Origin of the sequence: Paracoccus suum (assembly GCF_003324675.1) — a bacterium.
GTDB lineage: Bacteria > Pseudomonadota > Alphaproteobacteria > Rhodobacterales > Rhodobacteraceae > Paracoccus > Paracoccus suum.
In genome coordinates, this window is record NZ_CP030918.1 from 2,201,871 (window position 1) to 2,225,495 (window position 23,625).

The following is a 23,625-nucleotide window of genomic DNA, read 5'->3' on the forward strand; positions in this document are numbered from 1 at the left end:
ACGATGGCACGCGGCAGCGAAAACACCGGGTCCGGGGCGAGCGCGCCTGATAGGGCGGCTATCGGCAGTCCCGATGTCGAAGCCCTGCCGCCCGAAGACGCGGCAGCGGAGATCGTCCGACTTAGCACACAGATCGAAGCGGCGAATCTCGCCTATCATCAGGCGGACGCGCCCGAGATCGACGACGCGACCTATGACTCCCTCAAGCGCCGTCTGCAGGAACTTGAAGCTGCCTTTCCGGCGCTCTCCAGCGCAGCCAGCCCTACGCAAAAGGTCGGCGCCGCGCCTGCCCCTGGTTTTCGCAAGCTGACCCATGCCCGACCAATGCTGTCGCTGGAAAATGCCTTCGCGGACAGTGAGGTCGACGAGTTTGCGGCGCGCGTCAGGTCGTTCCTGCGCTTGGCCGCTGACGCGCCTTTGGCGATCACTGCCGAGCCCAAGATCGACGGCTTGTCACTGTCGCTGCGCTACGAGGATGGCCGGCTGGTCAGTGCCGCGACACGGGGCGACGGGGCCACGGGCGAGGATGTGACCGCCAACGCCCGCCACATCAGCGGACTGCCGCTGGAATTGCACGAGGCGCCGAAATTGCTGGAGGTGCGGGGCGAGGTCTATATGACCCATGCCGATTTTGCCGCGCTGAACGCCTCCGGCGCGGTAAGCGGTTCCGGCAAGCCGTTCTCGAACCCGCGCAACGCCGCCGCCGGCTCGCTGCGGCAACTCGATGCGACGATCACCGCTGCGCGGCCGCTACACTTCTTCGCCTATGCGTGGGGCGCGACATCCGAGCCGCTTGCCGCCACCCAATTCGGGGCGGTCGCGCGGCTGGGCGCCATGGGATTTCAGACCAACCCCCTGATGCAACGCTGCGAGACGACCCAGTGCCTGCTGGTCGTCTATCGCAAGATCGAGGCGCAGCGCGCCAGCCTCGGCTACGACATCGACGGCGTCGTCTACAAGGTCGATGACCTCGCGCTACAGGCGCGCCTTGGCATGCGCTCGACCACGCCGCGCTGGGCACTCGCGCACAAATTCCCGGCCGAAACCGCCTGGACCACCCTCGAGCGGATCGAGATTCAGGTCGGCCGGACGGGCGCGCTGTCCCCCGTCGCGCGTCTCGCTCCAGTCACGGTCGGCGGCGTGGTGGTCCAGAACGCGACCTTGCACAACGAAGACTACATCGCCGGCCGTGATGCCACCGGGGCGATGATCCGTGAGGGCCGCGACATTCGCGAGGGCGACCGGGTGATGGTCTACCGGGCCGGCGACGTGATCCCCAAGATTGCCGATGTCGATCTGACAGCACGCGGCGCAGGGGCGCGGCCCTATGCCTTTCCCAATCTTTGCCCCGCCTGCGGAGCGGATGCGGTGCGAGAGCCGGGTGATGCTGTGCGCCGCTGCACGGGCGGTCTGGCCTGTCCCGCACAGGCCATTGAAAAACTGCGCCACTTTGTCTCGCGTGGCGCCTTTGACATCGAGGGGCTGGGCGCCAAGCAGGTCGAGGCTTTCCATGCGCTCGGCTGGATCAGCGAGCCGGCGGATATCTTCCATCTTGGCGAACGGCACCGCGACGCGTTGAAGACCACGGCGGGCTGGGGCGAGCGATCGGTGGGCAACCTCCTCGGCGCGATAGAGCAACGGCGCCACATCGGGCTCGACCGGCTGATCTTTGCACTCGGCATCCGCCACGTCGGCGAGACTGCCGCCCGTCTGCTGGCCCGGCATTATCATGACTGGCCCAGCTTTATCGCGGCGGTGGACGAGGCGCATGACGAGGCTTCCCCGGCCTGGGCCGCGCTCAACGCAATCGACGGTGTCGGCACAGTCCTGGCCCGGTCGCTGACCGCCGCCTTTGCGCAACCGACCGAACGCGCTGCCATCAACCGTCTGGTCGATCAGCTGACGGAGATCGAGCCGGTCGCCGCGCCAACCGCACAGACCGAGATTTCCGGCCTGACGGTCGTCTTTACCGGCACGCTAGAGCGGATGACGCGGGCCGAGGCGAAGGCGCGGGCCGAGGCCATGGGCGCCAAGGTGGCCGGGACGGTTTCGACGCGGACCGATCTGGTGGTGGCCGGGCCCGGGGCGGGATCAAAGGCGAAGAAGGCGGCGGATCTGGGCATCAGGGTCGTCGACGAGGACGAATGGCTGACGATAGCAGCCAGTTGACCCCGCCGCGCGGTCGGCCCGCGGTGCTGTTTCCGCTGTTTGCCGGCGTCGAGACTCTGCCCGGGATCGGGCCGCGCGCGGCCGAGGGGCTCGCAGGGCTTGGCGTCACGCGGCCGCGCGATTTGATTCTGACGCTGCCCCAGAATGGTATCAGCCGCAGGGCAATCGACCGCCTGTCCGAGGCCCGGCCACCCGAGGTGATCAGCATCACGCTGACCATCTCGCGGCACCTGCCACCGTCGGGGCGTGGCCGGCCATGGCGGGTTGTCACCTCGGACGGCACGCAGGATCTGACGCTGGTTTTCTTTCACGCGAAGGAAGCGTGGGTCACCGCGCAAATGCCGGTTGGGGGGCAACGGATCGTTTCGGGCAAGATCGAACTATTCGATGGCCTCGCGCAGATGGTCCATCCCGACCACATTCTGGCCGTTGGCGCACAGCCCTTGGCGGCGTTCGAGCCGATCTATCCGCTCTCCGGCGCCCTGACCCAGCGCGTGGTCGCCAATGCGGCAGAGGCCGCGCTGGGCCGCGTGCCGCCGCTGGCCGAATGGATCGACGCGGCCCTGTTGGCGCGCGAGGGCTGGCCGGCCTTCGACGCGGCGCTCGCTGCCGCGCACGCGCCCGGCAGCCGCGCCGCGCTCGCGCCCACCGATCCCGCGCGGGCGCGCCTCGCCTATGATGAACTGTTCGCCCACCAACTGACGCTCGCCCTGCTGCGGCGGGAACGGCGCCGCGCCCCCGGCCGGGCGAGCCCCGGCGATGGCCGACTGCGGGCAAAGGCGCTTTCCGCTTTGCCCTGGGGCCTGACAGCCGCGCAGGAGCGTGCGGTGGCGGAGATTGCCGGGGATATGGCGGCGCCGATGCGGATGAACCGCCTGCTGCAGGGCGATGTCGGCTCGGGGAAAACCCTGGTTGCCTGGTTGGCGCTGCTAATCGCGGTCGAGGCGGGCGGACAGGGTGTGCTGATGGCCCCGACGGAAATCCTCGCGCGGCAGCACGCCGCGGGGCTTGCGCCCTGGGCCGAGGCCGCAGGGGTGCGAGTTGCGACCTTGACTGGCCGGGACCGTCCCGATGCACGCGCGCAGATCCTCGCCGACCTCGCGGCCGGGCTGATCGACGTTCTGGTCGGCACGCATGCGGTGTTCCAGGAGGCCGTCCAGTTCGCCGACCTGCGCCTTGCCGTGATCGACGAGCAGCACCGCTTCGGTGTCGCCCAGCGCATGGCTCTGGGGGCCAAGGGCGGCGTACCGCCAGATGTGCTGGTCATGACGGCTACCCCCATCCCGCGCAGCCTCGCCCTGACCCAGTTCGGCGATATGGAGTTGTCGGTGCTGGACGAAAAGCCGCCCGGCCGCCAGCCGATCACCACCACCATCGTGCCCGACAGCCGCCGCGAGGATATCATCGCCCGCCTCGGCAAGGCGCTGTCAGAAGGTGCGCGCGCCTACTGGGTCTGCCCGCTGGTTGAGGAAAGCGAGGTCAGCGACCTGACCGCCGCCGAGGAGCGTTTCCGCAACCTGCGCGCCATCTTTGGCGACTCCGTCCGCCTCGTCCATGGCCAAATGCCAGCCGAGGCGCGGGACGCGGCGATGGCCGATTTCGCTTCGGGCCGAGCCAATCTGCTGGTCGCCACCACGGTGATCGAGGTCGGGGTGGATGTACCCGCCGCCACCATCATGGTGATTGAGCGGGCCGAAAGCTTTGGCCTCGCGCAACTGCACCAGTTGCGGGGCCGGGTCGGGCGCGGCACTGGCGCGTCCTTCTGCATCCTTCTCTACCAGCCGCCACTGGGCGAGACTGCCACCCGGCGGCTGGGCATCCTGCGCGAGACCGAGGACGGGTTTCGGATCGCCGAGGAGGACATGGCGATTCGCGGGGCGGGCGACGCCATTGGCACCGCGCAGAGCGGGCTGCCCCGGTTCCGCATCGCCGATCTCGAACGGCAGTCGAATCTGATGGCACTGGCGCGCAGCGACGCGCGCGCGCTGCTGGAGGGGGATCCGCAGCTTGCCTCGTCCCGGGGGCAGGCGGCGCGACATCTGCTTTGGCTGATGGAGCAGGACAAGGCGATCCGTCTGATTGCTGCGGGATAGCCCGTGTCCGGCACGATGTTCTTAAAAAGTTCTTTACGCGCGGCTGTGATCGTGAGAACAAAGTGGCAACACTGTCGCCACAGGGAATCGCCATGGACCGCCAAGCCCTCTCCGACCTCGTCAGCGTAACCGCGCTTTTCGGCGCCATGATTGCCCTGCTGTGGCTGCCCGCGCTAGTCCCGGCCTGACTGTTCACTGCCCCGCGTTGCCCGGATGGTCCGCTCGCCTGTGGACCCGTCGACCGTCCCCTCGGTAGGTAATGCGCAACTGGCCGGCCGCCTTGCGGCCGGCTTTTTTATGCGCGCGTCGCCGCATCCGCGATGGCCGCCAGCGTCGCGTCCCAGGCGAGCATGATCGAGGCGTGCCGGTTGGGGAAATCGCGCGCCGCTGCCAGCACCGCAAGATCGGCAAAGGCGCCCTCCGGTGCGGGCCCCCCGGCGAGCATCCCTGCCAGTGCAGCGCGTGCGGCTTGGACCTCGTCCAGAGTCGGGCCCGGCATGTGCTTGCCGAGCAGACCCGCCGAGGCTTGCCCCAGCGCGCAGGCCCGAACCTGCTGGGCAAATTGCGCGATCCTGCCGCCTTCCATCGCCACCTCGACCCGTACGGTGGAGCCGCATTGCGGCGAGCGACGCTCGGCCGCGCCCTCGGGGTTGTCGAGACGACCGAGATGCTCGATGTCGGCCGCAAGCGCCAACAACTGCCGCGAATAGAGGGCCATCAGATCGGTGTCGGACATTGCGCGAGCCTCCCTTGGCGGTAGATAGGGGCGAGCGAGCGAAAGGAAAACCATGTTCGATCCCATCACGCTGCGCTTTGATGCCCAAGGCTTGATCCCTGCCATCGCCCAGGACGCTAGGGACGGCGCGGTGCTGATGATGGCCTGGATGAATGCCGAGGCAGTGCAGAAAACGCTTGAGGAAGGACAGGTAACCTATTGGTCACGCTCAAGACAGGCCTTCTGGCGCAAGGGCGAAACCTCGGGCCATCGGCAGCGGTTGGTCGAGATGCGGGTCGATTGCGACCGGGACTGCCTGTTGCTGATGGTCGAACAGACCGGTCCGGCCTGCCACACCAACCGCCGCAGCTGCTTTTACACCGCCGTCCGCGACGGGGCCGAGGTCGAGATCATGTCGCCCGAGAAACCGGCAGCCTGAGCGACCTGCGCCGGCGTCCAGCCGGCACGCCGCAACTCCTCCAGGCTGCGCGCATCGTCGCGCTTGGCGAGCCGCCTTCCCTCGGCATCGCGGACCAGCGGATGATGCCAATAGGCCGGGGTCGGCAGGTCCAGCAGCCGTTGGATCAGGACATGGATCCAGGTCGCATCGAACAGATCGCTGCCCCGGCTGACGATAGTGATGTCCTGCGCCGCGTCGTCCACCACGACCGCGAGGTGATAGGCCGCGCCGAGGCTTGGGCGTGCCAGAACAGGATCGCCGATAAAGCGAAGAAAATCCGCTTCATTCATGTGCTTTATTCCGGGCTCATGGCAACATTCGTTGAAGTTCAGCGGCCCTGTCAGGGCGAGCGCCCGTGCAGCGTCGAGGCGCAGCGCATCGTTGGAACCCGCCTTGGACAGCGGCCGCCCGCGGCAGGTTCCCGGATAGATCAACCCGTCCGGCCCGCTCAGGGGACTTCCCTCTTGCGGGGCGGAGAGTGCAGCACGGATATCGCCCCGGCTGCAGCGGCAGGGATAGATCAACCCTCGGCGGGCCAGCCGGTCCAGCGCCTCGGCATAGGTCGCACCGCGTTCTGACTGGCGCATGACCGGCCGCGGCCAGTCGAGGCCCAGCCAAGCCAGGTCGGCAAAGATAGCCGCCTCATATTCCGGGCGGCAGCGGCTGCGGTCGAGATCCTCGATCCGCACCAGGAAACTGCCGTCCCGGGCGAGGCTGGCGGCGGTCAGCGCGGCGAGCGCATGCCCCAGGTGCAGCGGCCCGCTGGGCGAGGGGGCAAACCTCGTGCGCGGCCCGCTCAGCCCGCCAGCCACTGGCTGAAATCCGTTTTCGCACGTTCGGTATAGGCCGGATAGCGGTCCTTGCGGCCGCGCCGGCCCGCGCGCGCCTCGATCGGGGGAAAGAGGCCAAAGTTCACATTCATCGGCTGGAAGGTCTTGGCCTCGGCGCCGCCGGTGATGTGATGCACCAACGCACCCATCGAGGTCGTTCCCGGCGGCGGGCCAAGATCGCGCCCCAACGCCTCGGCTGCGGCCATGCGCCCAGCAAGCAGGCCCATGGCGGCGCTCTCGACATAGCCCTCGACGCCGGTGATCTGCCCGGCGAACCGCAGATGCGGGCGCGAGCGCAGGCGCATCCGTTCGTCCAGCAGGGTCGGGCTGTTCAGGAAGGTGTTGCGGTGGATTCCGCCGAGGCGCGCAAATCTGGCTGATTGCAGGCCGGGAATACTTTTGAAAACATCAGTTTGCGCGCCGTATTTCATTTTTGTCTGAAAGCCGACGATGTTGTAGAGCGTACCCAGCGCATTGTCGCGGCGCAACTGGACCACGGCATAGGGCTTTTCCTCCGGGCGATGCGCGTTGGTCAGCCCGACCGGTTTCATCGGGCCAAAGCGCAGCGTCTCGCGCCCCCGCTCGGCCATCACTTCGATCGGCAGGCAGCCATCGAAATAGCCAGCCGTCTCGCCCTCATGGAACTCGGTCTTTTCGGCGGCCAGCAGAGCGTCGATGAAGGCGTCATACTGGGTGCGGTCCATCGGGCAGTTGATATAGGCAGTTCGTTCCTCTTCGGTCTCTCCCTTGTCATAGCGCGACTGGCGCCAGGCGATGTCCATGTCGATCGTATCGGCATGCACGATCGGGGCGATGGCGTCGAAAAAGGCTAGTGCCTCGGCGCCGGTCTCGGCGGCGATGGCGCGGCCGAGGGCGTCCGAAGTCAGGGGACCTGTGGCGATGATCCAGTGGCCGTCCGCAGGCAGTCCAGTGATTTCGCCCGGGGCAAAGCTGACCAGCGGCTCGGCGCGCAGAGCCGCGGTGACCGAGGCCGAAAACGCGTCCCGGTCCACCGCGAGTGCGCCACCGGCGGGCAGGCGGTGGCGTTCCGCCATCGCCATGATCAGACCGTCCGCGGCGCGCATTTCCCAGTGTAGCTGGCCGACGGCATTCATGACGTCATCATCGCTGCGAAAGCTGTTCGAGCAGACCATCTCGGCGCAATCGCTGGTACGGTGGGCAAAGGTCGCGACAGCCGGGCGCATCTCATGGATCACGACCGGCACGCCCGCGCGGGCGATCTGCCAGGCGGCCTCCGATCCGGCAAGGCCGGCGCCGACGATATGGACGGGTTCGGTCATGGCGGGTCCGGATCACATTCTGGCATGAAAAAGGGGGCGCGGCCATAAGCCCCGCCCCCTCGTGTCAGCAGGGGCGAGGCTCAGGCCTCGGCCGCCTCCGCTTCGCCTTCTTCGGCGGCAGCGGCGTCATCGGCATTGTCCGACGCGCGCAGGCCCGAGGGCGCCGCGATGTTGGCAATGACGAAGTTGCGCTCGATGGTCGGGCGCGCGCCGGCGGGCAGCGTCACGTCCGAGATGTGGATCGAATCGCCGATCTCGCGGCCGGTCAGATCGACGGTGATGTGATCGGGGATATCGGCCGCGGTCACCATCAGCTCGACCTCGGGGCGGACAACGACCAGCGTGCCGCCGCGCTTGAGGCCGGGCGCGGCCTCCTCGTTCTCGAAGTTCACGTGGATGAACAGGTTCACCCGCGTGTTGCGATGCACGCGCATGAAATCGATATGCGTCGGCAGGTCCTTGACCACGTCGCGCTGGACGCCGCGGCAGACGACGCGCACGTCGTCCTGGCCCTCGACCTTCAGGTTCCACAGCGTGGACATGAAGCGGCCGGCGCGCAGTTTGGTCAGCAGCGGGTTGAATTCGAGGCTGATCGGCGAGGGGTCCTTGCCGTCACCGTAGACAATGCCGGGCACCTTGCCGTTGCGGCGAGCTTGACGGGCGGCCCCCTTGCCTGTCCCCGTCCGTGCCTCGGCCACCAGATCCGGGATCTCTTTGGCCATGATACGTTCCTTCGTTTGGATGATAGACATCGCCCCTCCTCCAAGGGTGCAGGCGGCGACGAAGCTGGGCGTTTAGCAGGCCGCACCGCGGACGGCAAACGGAATTCCGCCCCTCGCCGCCCTGCCTCGGCTGAGATAGTCAGGCGCGGCGATCACGTTGCGGGAAGATGTCATGTCAGGGCTGCGCCGAGCGCTGCAGATCAGTCACCGGCCGGCCGCGGGCCTCGCCGCGTTGGGGGCGTTCTGGGGGGCCTATGCCGCCTGGCTGCCCGCGGTGAAGGCGCGGGCCGGATTCGAGGACGCGACCATGGGCATGGTGATGCTGGGCGCGGCGGTCGGCAATATCGCCGCGATGGCGGTCTATCCCGCCCTGGCGCGGCGGCTGGGTCCGCGCATGTTGCCGCTGACGGCGCTCGCGCTTTCGCTGGCCGCCCTGGCGCAACTGGCGGGCGCGGGCGGGCCGGTGGCGCTGTTTGCGGCATTTGCCGTCATGGGCGTTGCCATGGCCAGCATCGATGTCGCCTGCAACGTGCGGATCTCGGTCCTTGAGGCGCAGTATGGCGTCCCGCTGATGAACCTTGGCCACGGACTTTACTCGCTCGCCTTTGCCGTCTCGGCGGCGCTTGCCGGGGTGGCGCGCGCGGCGGGCGCGCCGCAGGCGGTGGTGGTTGGCGTCATCATGCTGCTGCTCCTGGGGGTGGCCGCGCATATGCGCGGTGACGGCGTTGCCGGACCCAGGGAATCGGCGGCGCTTGCCCCCACGCCGATGCCCTGGGCCGCAGTGCTGCCGGCCGCCCTGATCCTGATGGCCGCCTTCATGTCCGAGAACGCGACCGAGACCTGGTCGGCCCTACATATCGAGCGCACGTTGGGCGGTCAGCCCGGCGAGGGGGCGTTCGGGCCGGCGATGATGGGACTGATGATGGCCATTGGTCGACTGTCGGGTCAGGCGGTGGCGGCGCGTCTGGGCGAGGCGCGGCTGGTCGCGATCTCGACCGTGATCGCCATGGCCGGCGCCATGATGCTGGCGGCCGCCCCCAGTCGCGAGATCGCAGTCGCCGGGGTCGCGCTGATCGGTATCGGCGTCGCGGTGGTCGTGCCTTCGGCCAATTCCCTCCTCGGCCGGCGGGTCGCGCCGCAGGATCGCCCGCGCGCCATCAGCCGCGCCTTCATGCTGGGCTTTACGGGTTTCTTCATCGGCCCGGTGGCGATGGGCTGGGTGTCGCAGGGCGGCGGCCTGCGTCTCGGGTTTGCCGCCGTGACCGGGGTGATGGCGCTGATCTTGCTGGGGTTGTGGGCGCTGCTGCGTCGTCCCGTTCTGGCTTAAAAACCAGCATGTTCCGCGAATAAGCCTTTGGCATTGCACCACTCCGGTGCAGGATCTGCGCGCCGTCCTTCCACTCCGTCGCGAGAGGTCCGTCATGTCCGTCCCCATCTTCTCGGCCAGTGTCGATGCGGGCGTGCTGCGCCTTGCCGGCCATGCCGAGATTCATCCGCTGGTCATCTCGCGCTCGCCGTCCGGGGTGATCGCTCCAGTCTTTGGCCTCGGCGCCGAGGAGCTGGCCGGGGTCCGGATGGTTGACGGCAGTGGGCTTTTCCAGACCGCAATGCGGATTTACTGGGACGGACCGGGGGCCGTAACCCTGATCGGTGGTGGGCGCGGTGACGTGATCTCGATCGAGGGGACGGACACCAGCGGCGCGCTGATCGAATCGGGGTTCGGCCCCGACATCGTGCGCGGGGGTGCGGGCAATGACATCATCCGCGGTCAGAATGGCAACGACGAGCTGGACGGCCGCGGCGGTGACGACCGGATCGAGGGCGGGGTCGGGGGCGATTCGCTGATCGGCGGCTATGGCCGCGACAGCCTCTTCGGCTTTGACGGCGATGACTGGCTGTGGGGCGATTTCAGCGTCCCCAGCCCCGCCGACGGCGGCCGCGACATGCTGAGCGGCGGGCGCGGCAACGACAACCTGTTCGGCGAGCGCGGCAACGACACCCTGTTCGGCGGTCCCGGCGACGATATGCTGTCGGGGGGTGCGGGTGCTGACCGCCTTGACGGAGGCGAAGGCTTCGACGGTGTGGATCTCGCGGCGAGGCGGCAGGATTTCCAGCTGACGCTGGAGGCGGACGGCTGGCACGTCACCGACCTTCGCGATGGCAGCACCGATCGCCTGTCCGGGATCGAACGGGCCTATTTCACCGATGGTTTTGTCGATCTCACTGCGCCTCTGGTGGCGATCCATAGCGACGGCCGGCTGACGGCAACCGGCATTGCAGCGCGCGCGCCCGGCGGCGATGCAAGCCTTCAGGTGCAGGTCAGCGACGCCAGCGGGGATTTCAGCGTAAGGGATGCCGACGGGAACTTGATCGGTGCGCAGGTCGAGGGCGGGTGGCCGATCAGGGTCCTCGATCTGGTCGGGGTCCAGAACGCGGGGGTTCAGGTCCAATGGGACAACACCACCGATTTGCTGGTGATCGGCAGCCATAATGACGATCTGATCGCGTTGGCTGGGCCGGCCACGGGCGAGGGGGTGCGCACCCCGACAACGCGCACGGTCGGCTGGGGCGGCGATGACGTGATCCAGTCGGCCGGCAACAATGACGAGGCGGACGGCGGCCCCGGCAATGACCTGATCGACGTCGCCCGGCCCAGCAATCTGGTCGGCGGCGGCTGGGACAAGGTCTGGGGCGGCACCGGGGACGATACCATCGTCCTTGACGGCTGGCAGAAGGACGTGATGCCGGCCGAGACGATTGACGGCGGCGCCGGCAGTGACCTGATCCTCGGTTATCCCGGCTTTGCCGACGATTTCGTTCTGATGGACATCGGCGCGCCGGGCGGCGACTGGCAGTTGGTCGACCGCGCCACCGACCACCGCATCACCTTGCGCGGAATCGAACTCATCGACCCGGACGGCGCCGGCGGCCTGCCGGCGCTCGCGCTGGAGGATTATGCCGCTGGTCTGGCTGTCTGAGGTCCGCCCTCAGACATATTCCTCGACCCAGCCGCGCTTGAGCAGGACGTTGTGCCGGCCGACCTTGCGGATGTCGCGCTCGCCGCACAGCGCCATGGACACGTCCAGTTCCTTGCGGATCACGTCCAGCGCGGTGGTCACGCCCGCCTCACCATAGGCCCCAAGGCCGTAGACGAAGGCGCGGCCGATATAGGTGCCCTTGGCGCCGAGCGCGATTGCCTTCAGGACGTCCTGACCGCTGCGGATTCCGCTGTCCATGTGGACCTCGACCCGGTCGCCGACCGCCGCGACAATCCGTGGCAGCATGCGGATGCTGCTCAGCGCGCCGTCCAGCTGGCGTCCGCCGTGGTTGCTGACGATGATCGCATCGGCCCCGAAGTCGGCAGCAATGCGGGCGTCCTCCTCATCGAGGATGCCCTTGAGGATCAGCTTGCCGCCCCACATCTCGCGGATCCTGGCGATCTTTTCCCAGTCGAGTTGCAGGTCGAAGTTATCGTGGTTCCAGGCAGCCAGATCACTGACATTGGCGACATTCTCGACATGACCGACGATATTGCCGAACTGCCGGCGCGGGGTGCGCAGCATGCCCAGGCCCCAGCGCGCCTTGGTCGCCATGTTGGCCAGCACCGGCAGCGTCAGCTTGGGTGGGGTGGACAGGCCGTTCTTCACATCCTTGTGGCGCTGGCCGAGGATCTGCAGATCCAGTGTCAGGACCAGTGCGCTGCACTTGGCGTCCTTGGCGCGTTGGATGATGCGCTCCAGGAAGCCCTGGTCGCGCATGACGTAAAGCTGGAACCAGAACGGCTTTTCGACATGCGCCGCCACATCCTCGATCGAGCAGACCGACATGGTGGACAGAGTGAACGGCACCCCGGCCTTTTGCGCCGCCCGGCAGGCCTTGATCTCGCCATCCGCCGCCTGCATCCCGGTCGAGCCGACCGGCGCCAGTGCAACCGGCATCGCAACGGTCTCGCCGATCATCTCGGTCCGCAGGTTGCGGTCAGCCATGTCGACGGCGACCCGCTGGCGCAGGCGGATGTCGGCAAAATCATTGCTGTTGTCTCGGAAGGTCTGCTCGCTGTAGCTGCCGCTCTCGGCATAGTCATAGAACATGCGCGGGGCGCGGCGGCGGTAGACGCGCTTGAGATCGTCGATGCAGGTTATGACGGGCATGGCGCCTTTCCCGAGGTGAGCGGTTCGGGGCTTTGTGGCCTGCACGGCGGACGCTCGCAAGCCTGACGGCGGTCTCAGCAGTTGGGTCCGGGCGTCTCCCCCTCACAGCGCATCTCGGCGGCGCGGGCGCGCAGCGCGCGGGTCCGCGCCGCGAGGTCGGGGGTCATGACCGGGGCGATGGGCGCCGTGGCCTCGGCCCGCAACTCGCGGTTTGCCGCATGCAGGTCAGCGGCGACGGCGTCGGGGTCGGCCGCGGCATGCGGGGGCAGGGCAGGCTCGGCCAGAACTTCCTCGGCGGGGACGAGGCTGGGATAGTCATCCATCGCTCGGTCCCCGCAGGCGGCGAGCGCGAGGCATGCTGCAAGCCATGCGGCGGGGCGAAGGGTTGGGCGAGCGGCGTTCATGGGGCGCAGACTAGGGCGCGCGGCACCGGCCGGGCAAGATCGGAACGCAGGGCGATGAAGGGGTCGGGCCTTTCCCGGGACGGCATCGCGGACTAAAGGGAAAGGATGGCACGCACACACGGCTCCCGCGCCGGGACCACCGGCCCGCTGATCCGCGCCGCCGCATTGCGGCTGTTCGCGCGGCACGGCTATGACGGCGTGAGCATGCGCCAGATCGCGGCCGAGGTCGGGCTGCAGGCTGGCGCGCTCTACGGTCATGTGCCGGACAAGCAGGCGCTGCTGTTCGGGCTGCTGTCGGATCACATGACCGCGCTGCTGGCCGCATGGCAGGACGACCCGGCCGCCGCGCCACTGACGCGGCTGGAGGCCTTCGTGCGCTTTCATGTCCGGCTGAGCCTGGAGCATGCCGACGGGGTCTTTCTCAGCATGATAGAGTTGCGTTCGCTGACGCCGGAAAACCTGGCGCGGATCACCGCCCAGCGCCGCAGCTATGAGGATGCCTTGCAGGTCATCCTCGATGCGGGTCGGGCCGATGGCACCATGCATGTGACCGAACCGCGGCTGACGGCGATGGCGCTGATCGCCATGCTGACCGGGGTCACCAGCTGGTATCGCGCGGGCGGCCGCCTCGACCGCGAGCGGATCGAGGCCCTCTACTGGGGCCTGGTGCGCGGCGCCGTCACCGGCGGGGACCGAGCATGAGCCTTCCACCCGGATTTCTGGACGAGCTGCGGGCGCGCGTGCCGTTGAGCCGGGTGATCGGCCGGCGCGTGACCTGGGACCTGCGTCGTAGCAACCAGGCGAAGGGCGACTGGTGGGCACCCTGTCCCTTTCACCACGAAAAGACTGCCAGCTTTCACGTCGATGACCAGAAGGGGTTTTATTACTGCTTTGGCTGCCACGTGAAGGGCGATGCCCTGACCTTCCTACGCGAGGCCGAGGGTCTCGGCTTCATGGAGGCTGTGGCCGCCATGGCGTCCGAGGCCGGCATGGCGATGCCCGAGCGCACGCCCGAGGCGCGCCAGCAGGCCGACCGGCGCGGCCAGCTTTACGAGGTGATGGAGGCAGCGGTGCGTTGGTTCCGGCTGCAGTTGCAGACCGGGCCGGCGGGGCCGGCCCGCGATTACCTGACCGCGCGCGGGCTCGATGGCGAGGCGTCGGAATGCTTTGGCCTCGGCTTTGCCCCCGGCGCAAGGCGGGCGCTGACCGAGGCCATGCTGGCCAAGGGCATCAAGGCCGAACTGCTGGCAGAGGCCGGGCTGACGATCCAGCCCGACGACGGCGGCGCGCCCTATGACCGCTTTCGTGACCGGATCATCTTTCCGATCCGCGACGCGCAAGGCCGGGCGATCGCGCTGGGCGGGCGGGCAATGGACCCCAATGCCCGTGCCAAATACCTGAATTCGCCGGAAACACCGCTCTTCGACAAGGGTCGCAACCTCTACAATCTCGGGCCGGCGCGGGCGGCTGTTGGCAAGGGCCAGCCGCTGCTGGTGGCCGAGGGCTACATGGACGTGATCGCGCTGGTGCGCGCCGGCTTCGAGGGGGCAGTCGCACCGCTGGGGACCGCCATCACCGGCGATCAGTTGCGCCTGATGTGGCGCGTCTCGCCCGAGCCGGTGATCGCGCTGGATGGCGACGCCGCCGGCCTGCGGGCCGCGCTGCGGCTGGTCGATCTCGCCCTGCCGCTGACCGGCCCGGGGCAGGCGCTGCGCTTTGCCATGCTGCCGCCCGGCCTCGATCCGGACGATCTGATCCGCCGCGAGGGCGCCGGGGCGATGCGCCAGGTGATCGAGAGCGCGCGGCCCTTGGTCGACCTGTTGTGGCAGCGCGAGACCGAGGGGCGCGTCCTCGACAGCCCCGAGCGGCGGGCCGCGCTGGATCACGCGCTGCGCGCAGCGGTCCAGCAGATTCCCGACCCCGCGACCCGCAGCCACACCGAGGCCGAGTTGAACGCACGCAAGCGCGCGCTGTTCGCCCCCTTGCCGCGCGAGGCGGCGGGCGCCCCCCGAAACTCCGGGACGCGCCGACGCGGCGCACCTGCGGCCCCTGCGCCGGCACGGGCGGAGACGCGCGCCTCGGTTCTGGTCGCCTCGGACGAGGGTGAGCGGCTGCTGGAGGGGCTGATCCTCGCGATTTGTGCGCGCCATCCGGATCTGGTCCATGGGCTGGAGGGGCGGCTCGAACGCCTCGATCCGTCCGATCCGCCGCGGGCTGCGCTGCTGCATGATCTGCTGTCGGGCCGCGAAAGCCCGGCCGGGCGTGCCGCCCTTGACGCACTGCTGGACGATCCCCATCTGCGCACCGCACCGCCCCTGCAAGGCGGCGCAGGTCCCGATCTCGCCGGCCCGGTCCTTCAAAATGCCCTCGACAAACTCGAGGCGCGGCGGGCGGCGCGGGCCGAACTGGTGCGGGCCGAGGCGGAAATGTCCGGGTTGGTGGACGAGGGGCTGACCTGGCGCGTTGCGCAGTTGGCCCAGGCGCGCGAAGCGGCCGACCGTCCGCAGTGGAACGATACCGCCGATCTCGGCGAGGACAGCGAGGCCCTGAGCGCACATCTTTCGTCGCTGCTGGAGGACGAAGTGTGGCGCAAGAAACGGACCTGAAGCTGGCGCGACGGCGTTTTACCTGCCGCTGATGCATGAGCATCTGCCTGACGAGGGCGCCTTTGCGAATCACCGGGGCGAATCACCTGCGGTTTCAGGCAGGCATTTACCGCCGGCTGGGCTTTCTCAGCCGCCGGCGACACGATAGACCCGGCGGGAGCCGCTGTGATTCGGGCCAGCAACCGAATCACCCAGCGCCCCGACCATTGTCAGGAGAGCCTCGATGGCCGCCAAGGACGAAGACGACGACAACATCAAGTCCGACGCCCCCGAGGCGGAGCATTCGCTGGACATGAGCCAGGCGGCGGTCAAACGCATGATCGCCGAGGCGCGCGAGCGCGGCTACATCACTTACGACCAGTTGAATGCCGTCCTGCCGCCCGAGCAGGTGAGCAGCGAGCAGATCGAGGATGTGATGTCGATGCTGTCCGAAATGGGCATCAACGTCATCGAGGATGACGAGGCCGAGGAGGGCGAGACCCCAGCCGGCGCCGTGGTCCCGGTTTCAACCTCGCGCGAGGTTGCCGTCTCTACCGCCGAGACGGAAAAGCTGGACCGCACCGACGATCCGGTGCGCATGTATCTGCGCGAGATGGGCAGCGTCGAGCTGCTGTCCCGCGAGGGCGAGATCGCTATCGCCAAGCGCATCGAAGCCGGCCGCAACACCATGATCGCGGGCCTTTGCGAAAGTCCGCTGACCTTCAAGGCCATCACCATGTGGCGTGAGGAACTGCTGGAAGAGGACATCCTGCTGCGCGACGTCATCGACCTCGAGACGACCTTCGGTCGCTCGATGGACGAGGACGAGGGCGACGAGGAGGAATTGACCCCCGGCGGCGCGACGGGGAGCGCCGACAAGGGCGCCTCCGCCCCCGAGGTCGACGCCGACGGCAATCCGCTGGCGGGCGATGACGACGAGGACGACGAGGGCGTGAACCCCTCGCTGGCCGCGATGGAGGCGACGCTGAAGCCGCAGGTCCTCGAGACCCTCGAGGCGATCGCGCGCGACTACGAGGACCTGGCCGACTTGCAGGATCAGCGCATGTCAGCGCGCCTGAACGAGGACGGCAGCTTTTCCAAGAAGAGCGAGGCGCATTACCAGGAGGTCCGCACCCGGATCGTCGGGCTGGTGAACGGCCTGCACCTGCACAACAACCGCATTGAGGCACTGGTCGACCAGATCTATGGCATCAACCGCCGGATCGTGACCATCGACAGCGGCATGGTGAAGCTGGCGGACGCCGCCCGCATCAACCGCCGCGAGTTCATCGACGCCTATCGCGGGTCGGAACTGGACCCCGCCTGGGTGGACCGCATGGTCCGCAACAAGGGCCGCGGCTGGCAGGCGCTGTTCGAGCGCTCGCGCCCACAGGTCGAGCAGTTGCGCAGCGACATGGCCGTGGTCGGCCAGCACGTCGGCGTCGAGATCGACGAGTTTCGTCGGATCGTGAACCAGGTCCAACGCGGCGAGAAAGAGGCCCGTCAGGCCAAGAAGGAGATGGTCGAGGCGAACCTGCGCCTGGTCATCTCGATCGCCAAGAAATACACGAACAGGGGCCTGCAATTCCTTGATCTTATTCAGGAAGGCAACATCGGTCTGATGAAGGCCGTCGATAAGTTCGAATATCGCCGCGGCTACAAGTTCAGCACCTATGCGACCTGGTGGATCCGCCAGGCGATTACCCGAAGCATCGCCGATCAGGCCCGCACCATCCGCATCCCGGTGCACATGATCGAGACGATCAACAAGCTGGTCCGCACCGGCAGGCAGATGCTGCACGAGATCGGCCGTGAGCCGACCCCCGAGGAACTGGCCGAAAAGCTGCAGATGCCGCTGGAGAAGGTTCGCAAGGTGATGAAGATCGCCAAGGAGCCGATCAGCCTCGAAACCCCGATCGGGGACGAGGAGGATAGCCAGCTTGGCGATTTCATCGAGGACAAGAACGCCGTCCTGCCGCTGGACAGTGCCATTCAGGAAAACCTGAAGGAAACCACGACCCGCGTTCTGGCGTCCCTGACGCCACGCGAGGAGCGCGTGCTGCGGATGCGCTTTGGCATCGGCATGAACACCGATCACACGCTGGAGGAGGTCGGCCAGCAGTTCAGTGTCACCCGCGAGCGCATTCGCCAGATCGAGGCCAAGGCGCTGCGCAAGCTCAAACATCCCAGCCGCTCGCGCAAGCTGCGCAGCTTCCTCGATCAATGAGCGAGGAGTTGCTGCGCCCGCCGGAGGGTGTATCTGCCGGTTCGCGCGAGGCTTGGACCCTATTCACCACCGCGCCGCTGCCCGAAGGCTGGCGGCGCGAGCTGAGGTCCAACGGCTTTATCCAACACGATCTGCGCTTTTACCACGGCGAGGACTGGATGTTCTCGGCCATCCTCAACGAGGGCTGGGTTCTGTTTTCCCTCCGCAAGCCGGCGATCCGTGGGGGCATCACAACGCCCGACGCGCTGTTGGCGCGCTTTCCCGCCGCGCGCTGGAAGGACAAGGGCGAGGTCAAGCTGCGCCTCCATGACGAGGCGGAGGCGCAGGCCTTGTGGGACTGGCTGAAGGTCGGGGCCTAAGTCCTCGACCTAGCCGTGCTTGTCGACGAAAGCCGCGAAAGCGTCGACAAATCCTTGCAGCAGCTTGCGTGTGTCGTCGGACTTGATCTCTCCGTCCGGGCCGAACCGCTCGCTGTTCCAGGTGATGTACATCTCTGGCGCGTGCATCACGATCATCCCCAGGTTCACCGCCGCCAGCCGCAGGTGCTGCTGGCCGGCAGCGGTCCCCGTCGCGCCCCCGGTCGCGCCGATGATGCCAACCGGCTTTCGCGTAAAGGAGCTTTGGCCCGACGGCCGGCTGCCCCAGTCAAATGTGTTGGCGAGAATCCCCGGATAGCCGCGGTTGTATTCAGGCGAAACGATGAGGACGCCATCCGCGGCCTCGATCTGGCGCTTCATCCGCGTCACCGGGGCGGGCACCTCCGCCCACAGATCCTCGTTGTAGAGCGGCAGATCGCCGATCTCGACATTCTCGAATGTCAGCTTGTCCCCACCCAGTCCCTCAAGCGCATGGGCGAGCTTGCGATTGATCGACCCACTTCTGAGCGAACCCACTAAAACGGCGACGTTTTTAGGCATTGGCCCTCTTTCCGATAGCATACCGGGCATAACCGGGCGTTGCCGGCAGGGTTCCCGGGGGTTAGGAAACGAAAGAGGAACAACCGGAAAGAAGGACGGTTTGCATGACGTTGGATGCGCCCATGATTGCAATCGTTCTGCTGCTCGCGGTGCTGGGCCTGCTTCTGTTCTTTTGGCGCGGCGCGGTTGGAACGGCCGCCCGGGCAAGGCTTGAGGCCGAGGCGCGTTTGCGTGCGGCCGAGGAACGGCTGGCGGCGGCGCGCGAGGGGCTGGAAGTGGCGGCAAACACGCAGCGCGGGTTGGAGGCGCGGCTCGCCGATGTGTCCGATGCACGCGAGGTGCAGGCCCTGCGCGCCGCCGCGGCGGAAACGCGGGCCGAGTCGCTTGCTGGGCAACTGGCCGACCGAGCGGCCGAGCGCGACAGCCTTGCGGGCCAGTTGCGCAGTGAGCGCGACGCCGCCAACGACCTGCGGCAGCAGCTGGGAGAGGCCCGCCTTGCCGCGCAGAAAGACGCTGAGGCCATGGCGCGTGAGATCGCAACCCTGCGCGGCCTGCGTCAGGAGATGACGGACCAGTTCCGTCTGCTGGCCGACGAGACGCTGAAGTCGACGGGGACGGCGCTGCACGAACGCCATGCAGAGCAACTCTCGGCCCTTTTGACCCCCTTTCGCGATCAGGTCGCGACCTTTCAGACGGAACTTCAGAACCGCGAGGATCAATCCAACCGCGAACGCGCGCGCCTGGGCGAGCAGATCCGCCTGCTGCACGAGCGCTCGGAACAGATCAGCGTCGAGGCGGTGGCCCTGACCCGCGCATTGAAGGGCGAAAAGCAGCGCCAGGGCGCCTGGGGCGAGATGATCCTTGCCCGCCTGCTGGAGGATTCCGGGCTGGATGCGGGGGTTCACTACCTGACCCAAGAATCCCGGCGGGACGAGGAAGGCAAGCTGTGGCGCCCGGACGTGATCGTGCGGCTGCCGCAAAAGAAGGTGCTGGTCGTCGACAGCAAGGTCTCGCTGAACGCTTACGCCGAGGCGACCGAGGCTGAGGATCCGCTGATGCGTGCCGCCGCCCTGAAGCGCCATGTCGCAGCCGTGCGCACGCATGTGCAGACCCTGTCCGACAAGGGCTACGAGCGCCTGGACGAGGGCTCGGTCGACTACGTCATGATGTTCATGCCGATCGAGGGTGCCTATGCCGAGGCGGTCCGCGCCGACGGCGATCTGGTCAGCTGGGCAATGCAGCGCCGGGTTGCGGTCATGACGCCCGCGACGCTGATGCTGGCGCTGCGGATCGTCGATCACATCTGGACGGTGGAGCGCCGGGAAAGCAACGCCGCCGCCATCGCCGACCGGGCCGGCGCGCTCTACGACAAGTTCGCGCTGTTCATAAAGTCAATGAATGACGTCGGGACAGCATTGTCGCGCGCCCACGAGGCCCATGGCATCGCCATGGGCCGGCTGACCTCCGGGCCCGGGAACATCACCGGGCAGATCGAGAAGCTGCGTCTGCTGGGGGCCCGTGCCAAGCAGCGCATCGGCATCGAGTTTGACGGCGGGGACGACGAGGACGAGCAGAGTTGATTCGCCACTCCAGCTTATGGTTGAATTCGATATCTGCTTTCGCCTTATTGATTTCATCCGGTAGATGAAATTCCTTTCTCGACCTACAATCCTCGCCGTAAATCCTGATACAATTTATATTGGAATTTTCACGTTCCATTAACTATTGTTAACGGGCTAATTGACTGATTTGCGCACTTGCCGACCTTATGAGCTCGCCGCGCTGATCCGGTTGATCAGGCGGCGGCGCCAATCGACCGCGCGCCACCCCTGCGGTCGAAAGTCAGGGAGCGTAAATAAATGGCAAATGCCTTCAGAATCGCTGCGATGTCGAACGAAGGCTCGGTCGAAATCGGCACGCCCGGCGACGACTTGATCTGGGGAAGCACCCAGGATGATCTTCTGCGCGGCTACAACGGCGATGACTACATCTTCGGGGATAACGGCAACGACGTCCTCACCGGCGGCAGCGGCAATGATTTCCTCGACGGCTGGAACGGTGCCGACCTCCTCCGCGGCGGCAACGGCAACGACGTTCTGCTCGGCTGGGAAGGCCGCGACACCCTCTTCGGGGGGCAAGGCAATGACCAGCTGGCGGGCGAGAATGGCGATGACATGCTGTACGGGAACGCCGGCAGGGATACCTTCTGGTTCGATGATGCGTGCGAGACGACCGATGCAGACAAGGTCATGGACTTCCAGGACGGCAAGGACCTGATCGGAGTCAGTTACGGCGCCGACGTGGACGCCATCCTGAACAGCGCGGTAACCACCGAGGACGGCCTGATGCTGACCCTTGACGGGGACAGCACCGTCCTTCTGTGGCACTTCAACGGAGCTCTGTCCTCGGCAGACTTTACCATGTGAGGAAAATGGGGCGGCGGCGGCCGCCCCATTCAATTTGAGGGTTCTGACCCCGGAGCCGAAAGTTATTTGTTATTTCAGAGTATTCTGAGACAGGCCGCTTGCCGCCCGAGGGTTGCGCAATTTCGTGTCTGATACTTGCGCCTGGGTCTTTTCAAAGCACTGCGTCTAACGGTGAAATCCGGGGTCAGTTCTTCAGATAAAGAGTCGGGCGCAACCCGGCTCAAATTCAAGCCCTAATTCGGGCGCCCCCCCTTGGCACACGAAGCGTGAAAACCGCCGAGAGCTACAGCTATCGCGGGTGTTTCAAATCAAATGAATGTAAATTTGGTAGGGGCGGCCGGGATCGAACCGGCACTCCTTGCGGAAGCAGAGTTTGAGTCTACCGCGTCTACCATTTCGCCACGCCCCCAGCACGGCGCCGATGATCAGCGATCTTCGACAGTGCTGCGCTCCCGCTACCGGCAAATCCGCATCGACGCAAGGTTTTCGTCATGCCGGAGGCGGCGGAACTCCGCGGCGCCGTGGCCATCATGCAGCTTTGATAGTCGACGAGTGGGCTGCCCCCGCACCTAAGGTTCGGCTAGAATCTTGGCGGACAATTGTGGGACCCCGGGCAGAGCTTCGGACCGCTGTCGCTGTGCCGCAGGCTCACGCCCGTCATATGCTTTCGGCGCCAGGACTGCAGAGCGGGTATTTGGGTCGCCAACCCTTCGCTAGTAGCTGCGGATCAGACCCACCAACCTGCCCTGAATCTTGACCTTGTCCTCGCCGAGGATCCGCGTCTCGTAGGCGGGGTTCGCAGCTTCAAGGGCAATCATGTTTCCCTTGCGGCGATAGCGCTTGAGGGTGGCCTCGTTGCTCTCGACCAAGGCGACCACAATGTCGCCGTTATCGGCCGTAGTCTGCTCGCGGATGACCACAACGTCGCCGTCGTTGATGCCTGCTTCGATCATCGAGTCGCCCTTCACCTCGAGGGCATAGTGATGCGTCCGACCGGAGATCATGGTCCCCGGCACGGCGATATGGTGCGAGACCTCGCTGATCGCCTCGATGGGGACACCCGCCGCAATCCGGCCCATGACGGGCAGATCGACCGAGGACGATACGACCGGCATGGCGTTGCGTGGCGGTGGCCGGCGATCGCCTTCGATCACCTCGGGGCGGAAAGCAGAGGCCGCATCCGGCCCGGCGATGGTGCCGGGGGGCACGCGGCCGCCGATACTGTCAGGCAGGCGGACAATTTCGAGAGCGCGCGCCCGGTGCGGAAGGCGGCGGATGAAGCCGCGCTCCTCAAGCGCGGTCACCAGTCGATGGATGCCGGACTTGGAGCGCAGGTCGAGCGCCTCTTTCATCTCGTCAAACGAGGGAGGAACGCCGTCACGAGCCATCCGGGACTGGATGAAAGTGAGCAACTCAACTTGTTTTTTCGTCAGCATGGCATCCCTCGGCCCCGCCTGTGTTCGGGGATTGTTCTACCCTTGCGGGGGTCCTTCGTCAACGAGGTTGACCGATTCGCGTAAATATCGGGTTAACCGCCGATCCAGGTGAAGCGCGGCTCGGCGTCGCGGTTGTCAAAGAATGGCACGCTTGAGGGCTGCACCAGGGCATCCGCCCCTGCCATGGGGATCAAGGATGCGACTTGAGCCAAAACGACTTCCGTGATGAACGGCAGGTCGAGCCGAGGCGCTTCGTCAAGCCGAACCCAGTGCAGGTGCGAAAGCTCGTCACAGGCAGCTGAAAAATCATCGGGATCCGCCGTCAGATCACGGGCGTCCGCGAGCAGGAAGCGGGCGTCGAACCGGCGCGGTCGGCCGGGCGGAGTGACGGCCCGAAAAAAGAAGTGAAGCCTCGAGTTCGATGACAACTTCAGCCCCGTTTCCTCGGCCAGCTCGCGCCTTGCGCAGGTCAGGATCGCATCCGCCGGACAGTCGCTATCGATTGCGAGGGGACCGGAATTGGTGGATGCCCTGGCAAAATCCTCCGGATCAACCGCGCCGCCGGGGAAGACATATTTCGATGCCATGAAGGCGGCTTTCGCGCCGCGCATGCCCATCAGGACCCGCGTGGGTCCGTCACGGCGAACCAGAACGACGCTGGCGGCGTCGCGGATCGGAGGAGCCGGATCAGTCAGCGCGGGCCTCGCCGGAGCCGAAGCCGTGCATCCGGCGCGCCCACTGCATGCCCACAAGCGCGCCCTTGATGACCGGCAGTAGCGCCAGCGACATCACAACGGCGGCCCCCAGGAACCCGATCAGCATGTAGGACACGCTCGGCCGCCAGGTAATAAAGACCGCCATCAGCACCGGGGTCAGCAGGTGCGACACGATCAAGATCGTGAGGTAGGCCGGTCCGTCGTCTGCTCGCTGGTGGTGCAGCGGTTCGCCGCAGGAAGGGCATTCGTCGCGGACCTTGAGATATCCTTGAAAGAGCCGGCCCTCGCCGCAGGCAGGGCAGCGACCCAGCGCGCCACGACGCATGGCAAGACCAGTGATGCGGTCATTAACGATCGCAGGCTGCACGACTTCGATCTGGCTCAGGGACATCGGACCAATTTCGGTTGGGGCGACCCGGCTGGCCGCACCCGCGTCAGATAGCGCAGGCAGGGAAAATTTTCCATGCCGGATT

21 protein-coding genes and 1 tRNA gene are annotated in these 23,625 nt (G+C 66.8%); 11 read left to right on the top strand and 11 right to left on the bottom strand.

The genetic code is table 11. From position 1 onward, the window contains the following. Positions 1-3 precede the first annotated feature (3 nt). Entirely contained in the window at positions 4-2,169 is a 2,166-nt protein-coding gene (ligA, locus tag DRW48_RS10755) for an NAD-dependent DNA ligase LigA (protein ID WP_114076430.1), read from the top strand. After that, positions 2,145-4,262: an ATP-dependent DNA helicase RecG gene (recG, locus tag DRW48_RS10760; RefSeq protein ID WP_114076431.1), complete on the top strand. Its 2,118-nt coding sequence runs from the start codon at positions 2,145-2,147 to the stop codon at positions 4,260-4,262. The genes ligA and recG overlap by 25 nt, the downstream gene beginning before the upstream one ends. A 295-nt stretch (positions 4,263-4,557) precedes the next feature. On the opposite strand, the gene DRW48_RS10765 is transcribed toward recG, so the two are convergent. After that, positions 4,558-4,998 carry an iron-sulfur cluster assembly scaffold protein gene (locus tag DRW48_RS10765; protein ID WP_114076432.1) on the bottom strand — a complete coding sequence of 147 codons (441 nt, stop codon included), beginning with the start codon at positions 4,996-4,998 and terminating at the stop codon, positions 4,558-4,560. A 52-nt stretch (positions 4,999-5,050) separates the two neighbouring features. On the opposite strand from DRW48_RS10765, the gene hisI reads away from it, so the two are divergent. Continuing rightward, positions 5,051-5,416, top strand: coding sequence for a phosphoribosyl-AMP cyclohydrolase (hisI, locus tag DRW48_RS10770; protein WP_114076433.1), 366 nt, complete (start codon positions 5,051-5,053; stop codon positions 5,414-5,416). On the opposite strand, the gene gluQRS is transcribed toward hisI, so the two are convergent. The 3 genes from gluQRS to DRW48_RS10785 all read right to left on the bottom strand — a co-directional run bounded on the left by gluQRS (position 5,353) and on the right by DRW48_RS10785 (position 8,290). Then, entirely contained in the window at positions 5,353-6,237 is an 885-nt protein-coding gene (gene gluQRS, locus DRW48_RS10775; RefSeq protein ID WP_114077506.1) for a tRNA glutamyl-Q(34) synthetase GluQRS, read from the bottom strand. The genes hisI and gluQRS overlap by 64 nt on opposite strands. Further along, entirely contained in the window at positions 6,234-7,568 is a 1,335-nt protein-coding gene (trmFO, locus tag DRW48_RS10780; protein WP_114076434.1) for a methylenetetrahydrofolate--tRNA-(uracil(54)-C(5))-methyltransferase (FADH(2)-oxidizing) TrmFO, read from the bottom strand. Before trmFO ends, gluQRS begins: the two co-directional genes overlap by 4 nt. An 80-nt stretch (positions 7,569-7,648) precedes the next feature. After that, on the bottom strand, positions 7,649-8,290 hold the full coding sequence (locus DRW48_RS10785) for a 50S ribosomal protein L25/general stress protein Ctc (RefSeq protein ID WP_114076435.1): 642 nt from the start codon (positions 8,288-8,290) through the stop codon (positions 7,649-7,651). 172 nt (positions 8,291-8,462) lie between these two features. On the opposite strand from DRW48_RS10785, the gene DRW48_RS10790 reads away from it, so the two are divergent. Beyond that, positions 8,463-9,617 (top strand): MFS transporter, encoded by a 1,155-nt coding sequence (locus DRW48_RS10790; RefSeq protein ID WP_114076436.1) that lies wholly within the window; start codon positions 8,463-8,465, stop codon positions 9,615-9,617. Positions 9,618-9,711: 94 nt separating this feature from the next. After that, a complete protein-coding gene (locus DRW48_RS10795; protein WP_114076437.1) occupies positions 9,712-11,268 on the top strand; it encodes a calcium-binding protein in 1,557 nt (518 codons plus the stop codon). Between the two features lie 9 nt (positions 11,269-11,277). Here DRW48_RS10795 and DRW48_RS10800 read toward each other — a convergent pair whose 3' ends face one another. Beyond that, positions 11,278-12,441, bottom strand: coding sequence for an alpha-hydroxy acid oxidase (locus tag DRW48_RS10800; protein ID WP_114076438.1), 1,164 nt, complete (start codon positions 12,439-12,441; stop codon positions 11,278-11,280). Positions 12,442-12,515: 74 nt separating this feature from the next. After that, entirely contained in the window at positions 12,516-12,764 is a 249-nt protein-coding gene (locus tag DRW48_RS10805) for a hypothetical protein (RefSeq protein ID WP_114076439.1), read from the bottom strand. A gap of 186 nt (positions 12,765-12,950) precedes the next feature. On the opposite strand from DRW48_RS10805, the gene DRW48_RS10810 reads away from it, so the two are divergent. The 4 genes from DRW48_RS10810 to DRW48_RS10825 all read left to right on the top strand — a co-directional run bounded on the left by DRW48_RS10810 (position 12,951) and on the right by DRW48_RS10825 (position 18,016). After that, positions 12,951-13,547, top strand: a complete 597-nt coding sequence (locus DRW48_RS10810) for a TetR/AcrR family transcriptional regulator (protein WP_114076440.1) — start codon at positions 12,951-12,953, stop codon at positions 13,545-13,547. Then, the gene (gene dnaG / locus DRW48_RS10815) at positions 13,544-15,451 is read left to right on the top strand and encodes a DNA primase (RefSeq protein ID WP_114076441.1); all 1,908 of its coding nucleotides are present in this window, start codon (positions 13,544-13,546) and stop codon (positions 15,449-15,451) included. The genes DRW48_RS10810 and dnaG overlap by 4 nt, the downstream gene beginning before the upstream one ends. 223 nt (positions 15,452-15,674) lie before the next feature. Then, entirely contained in the window at positions 15,675-17,657 is a 1,983-nt protein-coding gene (gene rpoD / locus DRW48_RS10820) for an RNA polymerase sigma factor RpoD (RefSeq protein ID WP_114076442.1), read from the top strand. After that, the gene (locus tag DRW48_RS10825; RefSeq protein ID WP_114076443.1) at positions 17,654-18,016 is read left to right on the top strand and encodes a hypothetical protein; all 363 of its coding nucleotides are present in this window, start codon (positions 17,654-17,656) and stop codon (positions 18,014-18,016) included. Before rpoD ends, DRW48_RS10825 begins: the two co-directional genes overlap by 4 nt. Before the next feature lie 9 nt (positions 18,017-18,025). Here the strand turns inward: DRW48_RS10825 and DRW48_RS10830 are convergent, their stop codons facing one another. Further along, entirely contained in the window at positions 18,026-18,574 is a 549-nt protein-coding gene (locus DRW48_RS10830; RefSeq protein WP_114076444.1) for an NADPH-dependent FMN reductase, read from the bottom strand. Positions 18,575-18,678: 104 nt separating this feature from the next. Between DRW48_RS10830 and DRW48_RS10835 the strand changes: the two genes are divergently transcribed. Further along, a complete protein-coding gene (locus DRW48_RS10835; RefSeq protein ID WP_241963245.1) occupies positions 18,679-20,154 on the top strand; it encodes a DNA recombination protein RmuC in 1,476 nt (491 codons plus the stop codon). Positions 20,155-20,433: 279 nt separating this feature from the next. Further along, positions 20,434-21,000, top strand: a complete 567-nt coding sequence (locus tag DRW48_RS16480) for a calcium-binding protein (RefSeq protein ID WP_114076446.1) — start codon at positions 20,434-20,436, stop codon at positions 20,998-21,000. A 325-nt stretch (positions 21,001-21,325) separates the two neighbouring features. Here the strand turns inward: DRW48_RS16480 and DRW48_RS10845 are convergent. The 4 genes from DRW48_RS10845 to DRW48_RS10860 form a co-directional block, all read right to left on the bottom strand. Continuing rightward, positions 21,326-21,409 (bottom strand) — tRNA-Leu (locus tag DRW48_RS10845). A gap of 304 nt (positions 21,410-21,713) precedes the next feature. Continuing rightward, positions 21,714-22,436, bottom strand: coding sequence for a transcriptional repressor LexA (lexA, locus tag DRW48_RS10850; RefSeq protein ID WP_114076447.1), 723 nt, complete (start codon positions 22,434-22,436; stop codon positions 21,714-21,716). A gap of 92 nt (positions 22,437-22,528) precedes the next feature. After that, positions 22,529-23,053, bottom strand: coding sequence for an NUDIX domain-containing protein (locus DRW48_RS10855; RefSeq protein ID WP_241963246.1), 525 nt, complete (start codon positions 23,051-23,053; stop codon positions 22,529-22,531). Between the two features lie 70 nt (positions 23,054-23,123). After that, complete coding sequence (locus DRW48_RS10860) at positions 23,124-23,543, bottom strand: DUF983 domain-containing protein (RefSeq protein WP_114076448.1); 420 nt, start codon at positions 23,541-23,543, stop codon at positions 23,124-23,126. Between the last annotated feature and the right edge of the window lie 82 nt (positions 23,544-23,625).

What these genes read in the sequence shown, in the direction of transcription:
- ligA (WP_114076430.1), top strand. Translation starts at nt 4, where the DNA reads ATGGCACGCGGCAGCGAAAACACCGGGTCCGGGGCGAGCGCGCCTGAT.
- recG (WP_114076431.1), top strand. Translation starts at nt 2,145, where the DNA reads ATGGCTGACGATAGCAGCCAGTTGACCCCGCCGCGCGGTCGGCCCGCG.
- DRW48_RS10765 (WP_114076432.1), bottom strand. Translation starts at nt 4,998, where the DNA reads ATGTCCGACACCGATCTGATGGCCCTCTATTCGCGGCAGTTGTTGGCG.
- hisI (WP_114076433.1), top strand. Translation starts at nt 5,051, where the DNA reads ATGTTCGATCCCATCACGCTGCGCTTTGATGCCCAAGGCTTGATCCCT.
- trmFO (WP_114076434.1), bottom strand. Translation starts at nt 7,568, where the DNA reads ATGACCGAACCCGTCCATATCGTCGGCGCCGGCCTTGCCGGATCGGAG.
- DRW48_RS10785 (WP_114076435.1), bottom strand. Translation starts at nt 8,290, where the DNA reads ATGGCCAAAGAGATCCCGGATCTGGTGGCCGAGGCACGGACGGGGACA.
- DRW48_RS10790 (WP_114076436.1), top strand. Translation starts at nt 8,463, where the DNA reads ATGTCAGGGCTGCGCCGAGCGCTGCAGATCAGTCACCGGCCGGCCGCG.
- DRW48_RS10795 (WP_114076437.1), top strand. Translation starts at nt 9,712, where the DNA reads ATGTCCGTCCCCATCTTCTCGGCCAGTGTCGATGCGGGCGTGCTGCGC.
- DRW48_RS10800 (WP_114076438.1), bottom strand. Translation starts at nt 12,441, where the DNA reads ATGCCCGTCATAACCTGCATCGACGATCTCAAGCGCGTCTACCGCCGC.
- DRW48_RS10805 (WP_114076439.1), bottom strand. Translation starts at nt 12,764, where the DNA reads ATGGATGACTATCCCAGCCTCGTCCCCGCCGAGGAAGTTCTGGCCGAG.
- DRW48_RS10810 (WP_114076440.1), top strand. Translation starts at nt 12,951, where the DNA reads ATGGCACGCACACACGGCTCCCGCGCCGGGACCACCGGCCCGCTGATC.
- dnaG (WP_114076441.1), top strand. Translation starts at nt 13,544, where the DNA reads ATGAGCCTTCCACCCGGATTTCTGGACGAGCTGCGGGCGCGCGTGCCG.
- rpoD (WP_114076442.1), top strand. Translation starts at nt 15,675, where the DNA reads ATGGCCGCCAAGGACGAAGACGACGACAACATCAAGTCCGACGCCCCC.
- DRW48_RS10825 (WP_114076443.1), top strand. Translation starts at nt 17,654, where the DNA reads ATGAGCGAGGAGTTGCTGCGCCCGCCGGAGGGTGTATCTGCCGGTTCG.
- DRW48_RS10830 (WP_114076444.1), bottom strand. Translation starts at nt 18,574, where the DNA reads ATGCCTAAAAACGTCGCCGTTTTAGTGGGTTCGCTCAGAAGTGGGTCG.
- DRW48_RS10835 (WP_241963245.1), top strand. Translation starts at nt 18,679, where the DNA reads ATGACGTTGGATGCGCCCATGATTGCAATCGTTCTGCTGCTCGCGGTG.
- DRW48_RS16480 (WP_114076446.1), top strand. Translation starts at nt 20,434, where the DNA reads ATGGCAAATGCCTTCAGAATCGCTGCGATGTCGAACGAAGGCTCGGTC.
- lexA (WP_114076447.1), bottom strand. Translation starts at nt 22,436, where the DNA reads ATGCTGACGAAAAAACAAGTTGAGTTGCTCACTTTCATCCAGTCCCGG.
- DRW48_RS10855 (WP_241963246.1), bottom strand. Translation starts at nt 23,053, where the DNA reads ATGGGCATGCGCGGCGCGAAAGCCGCCTTCATGGCATCGAAATATGTC.
- DRW48_RS10860 (WP_114076448.1), bottom strand. Translation starts at nt 23,543, where the DNA reads ATGTCCCTGAGCCAGATCGAAGTCGTGCAGCCTGCGATCGTTAATGAC.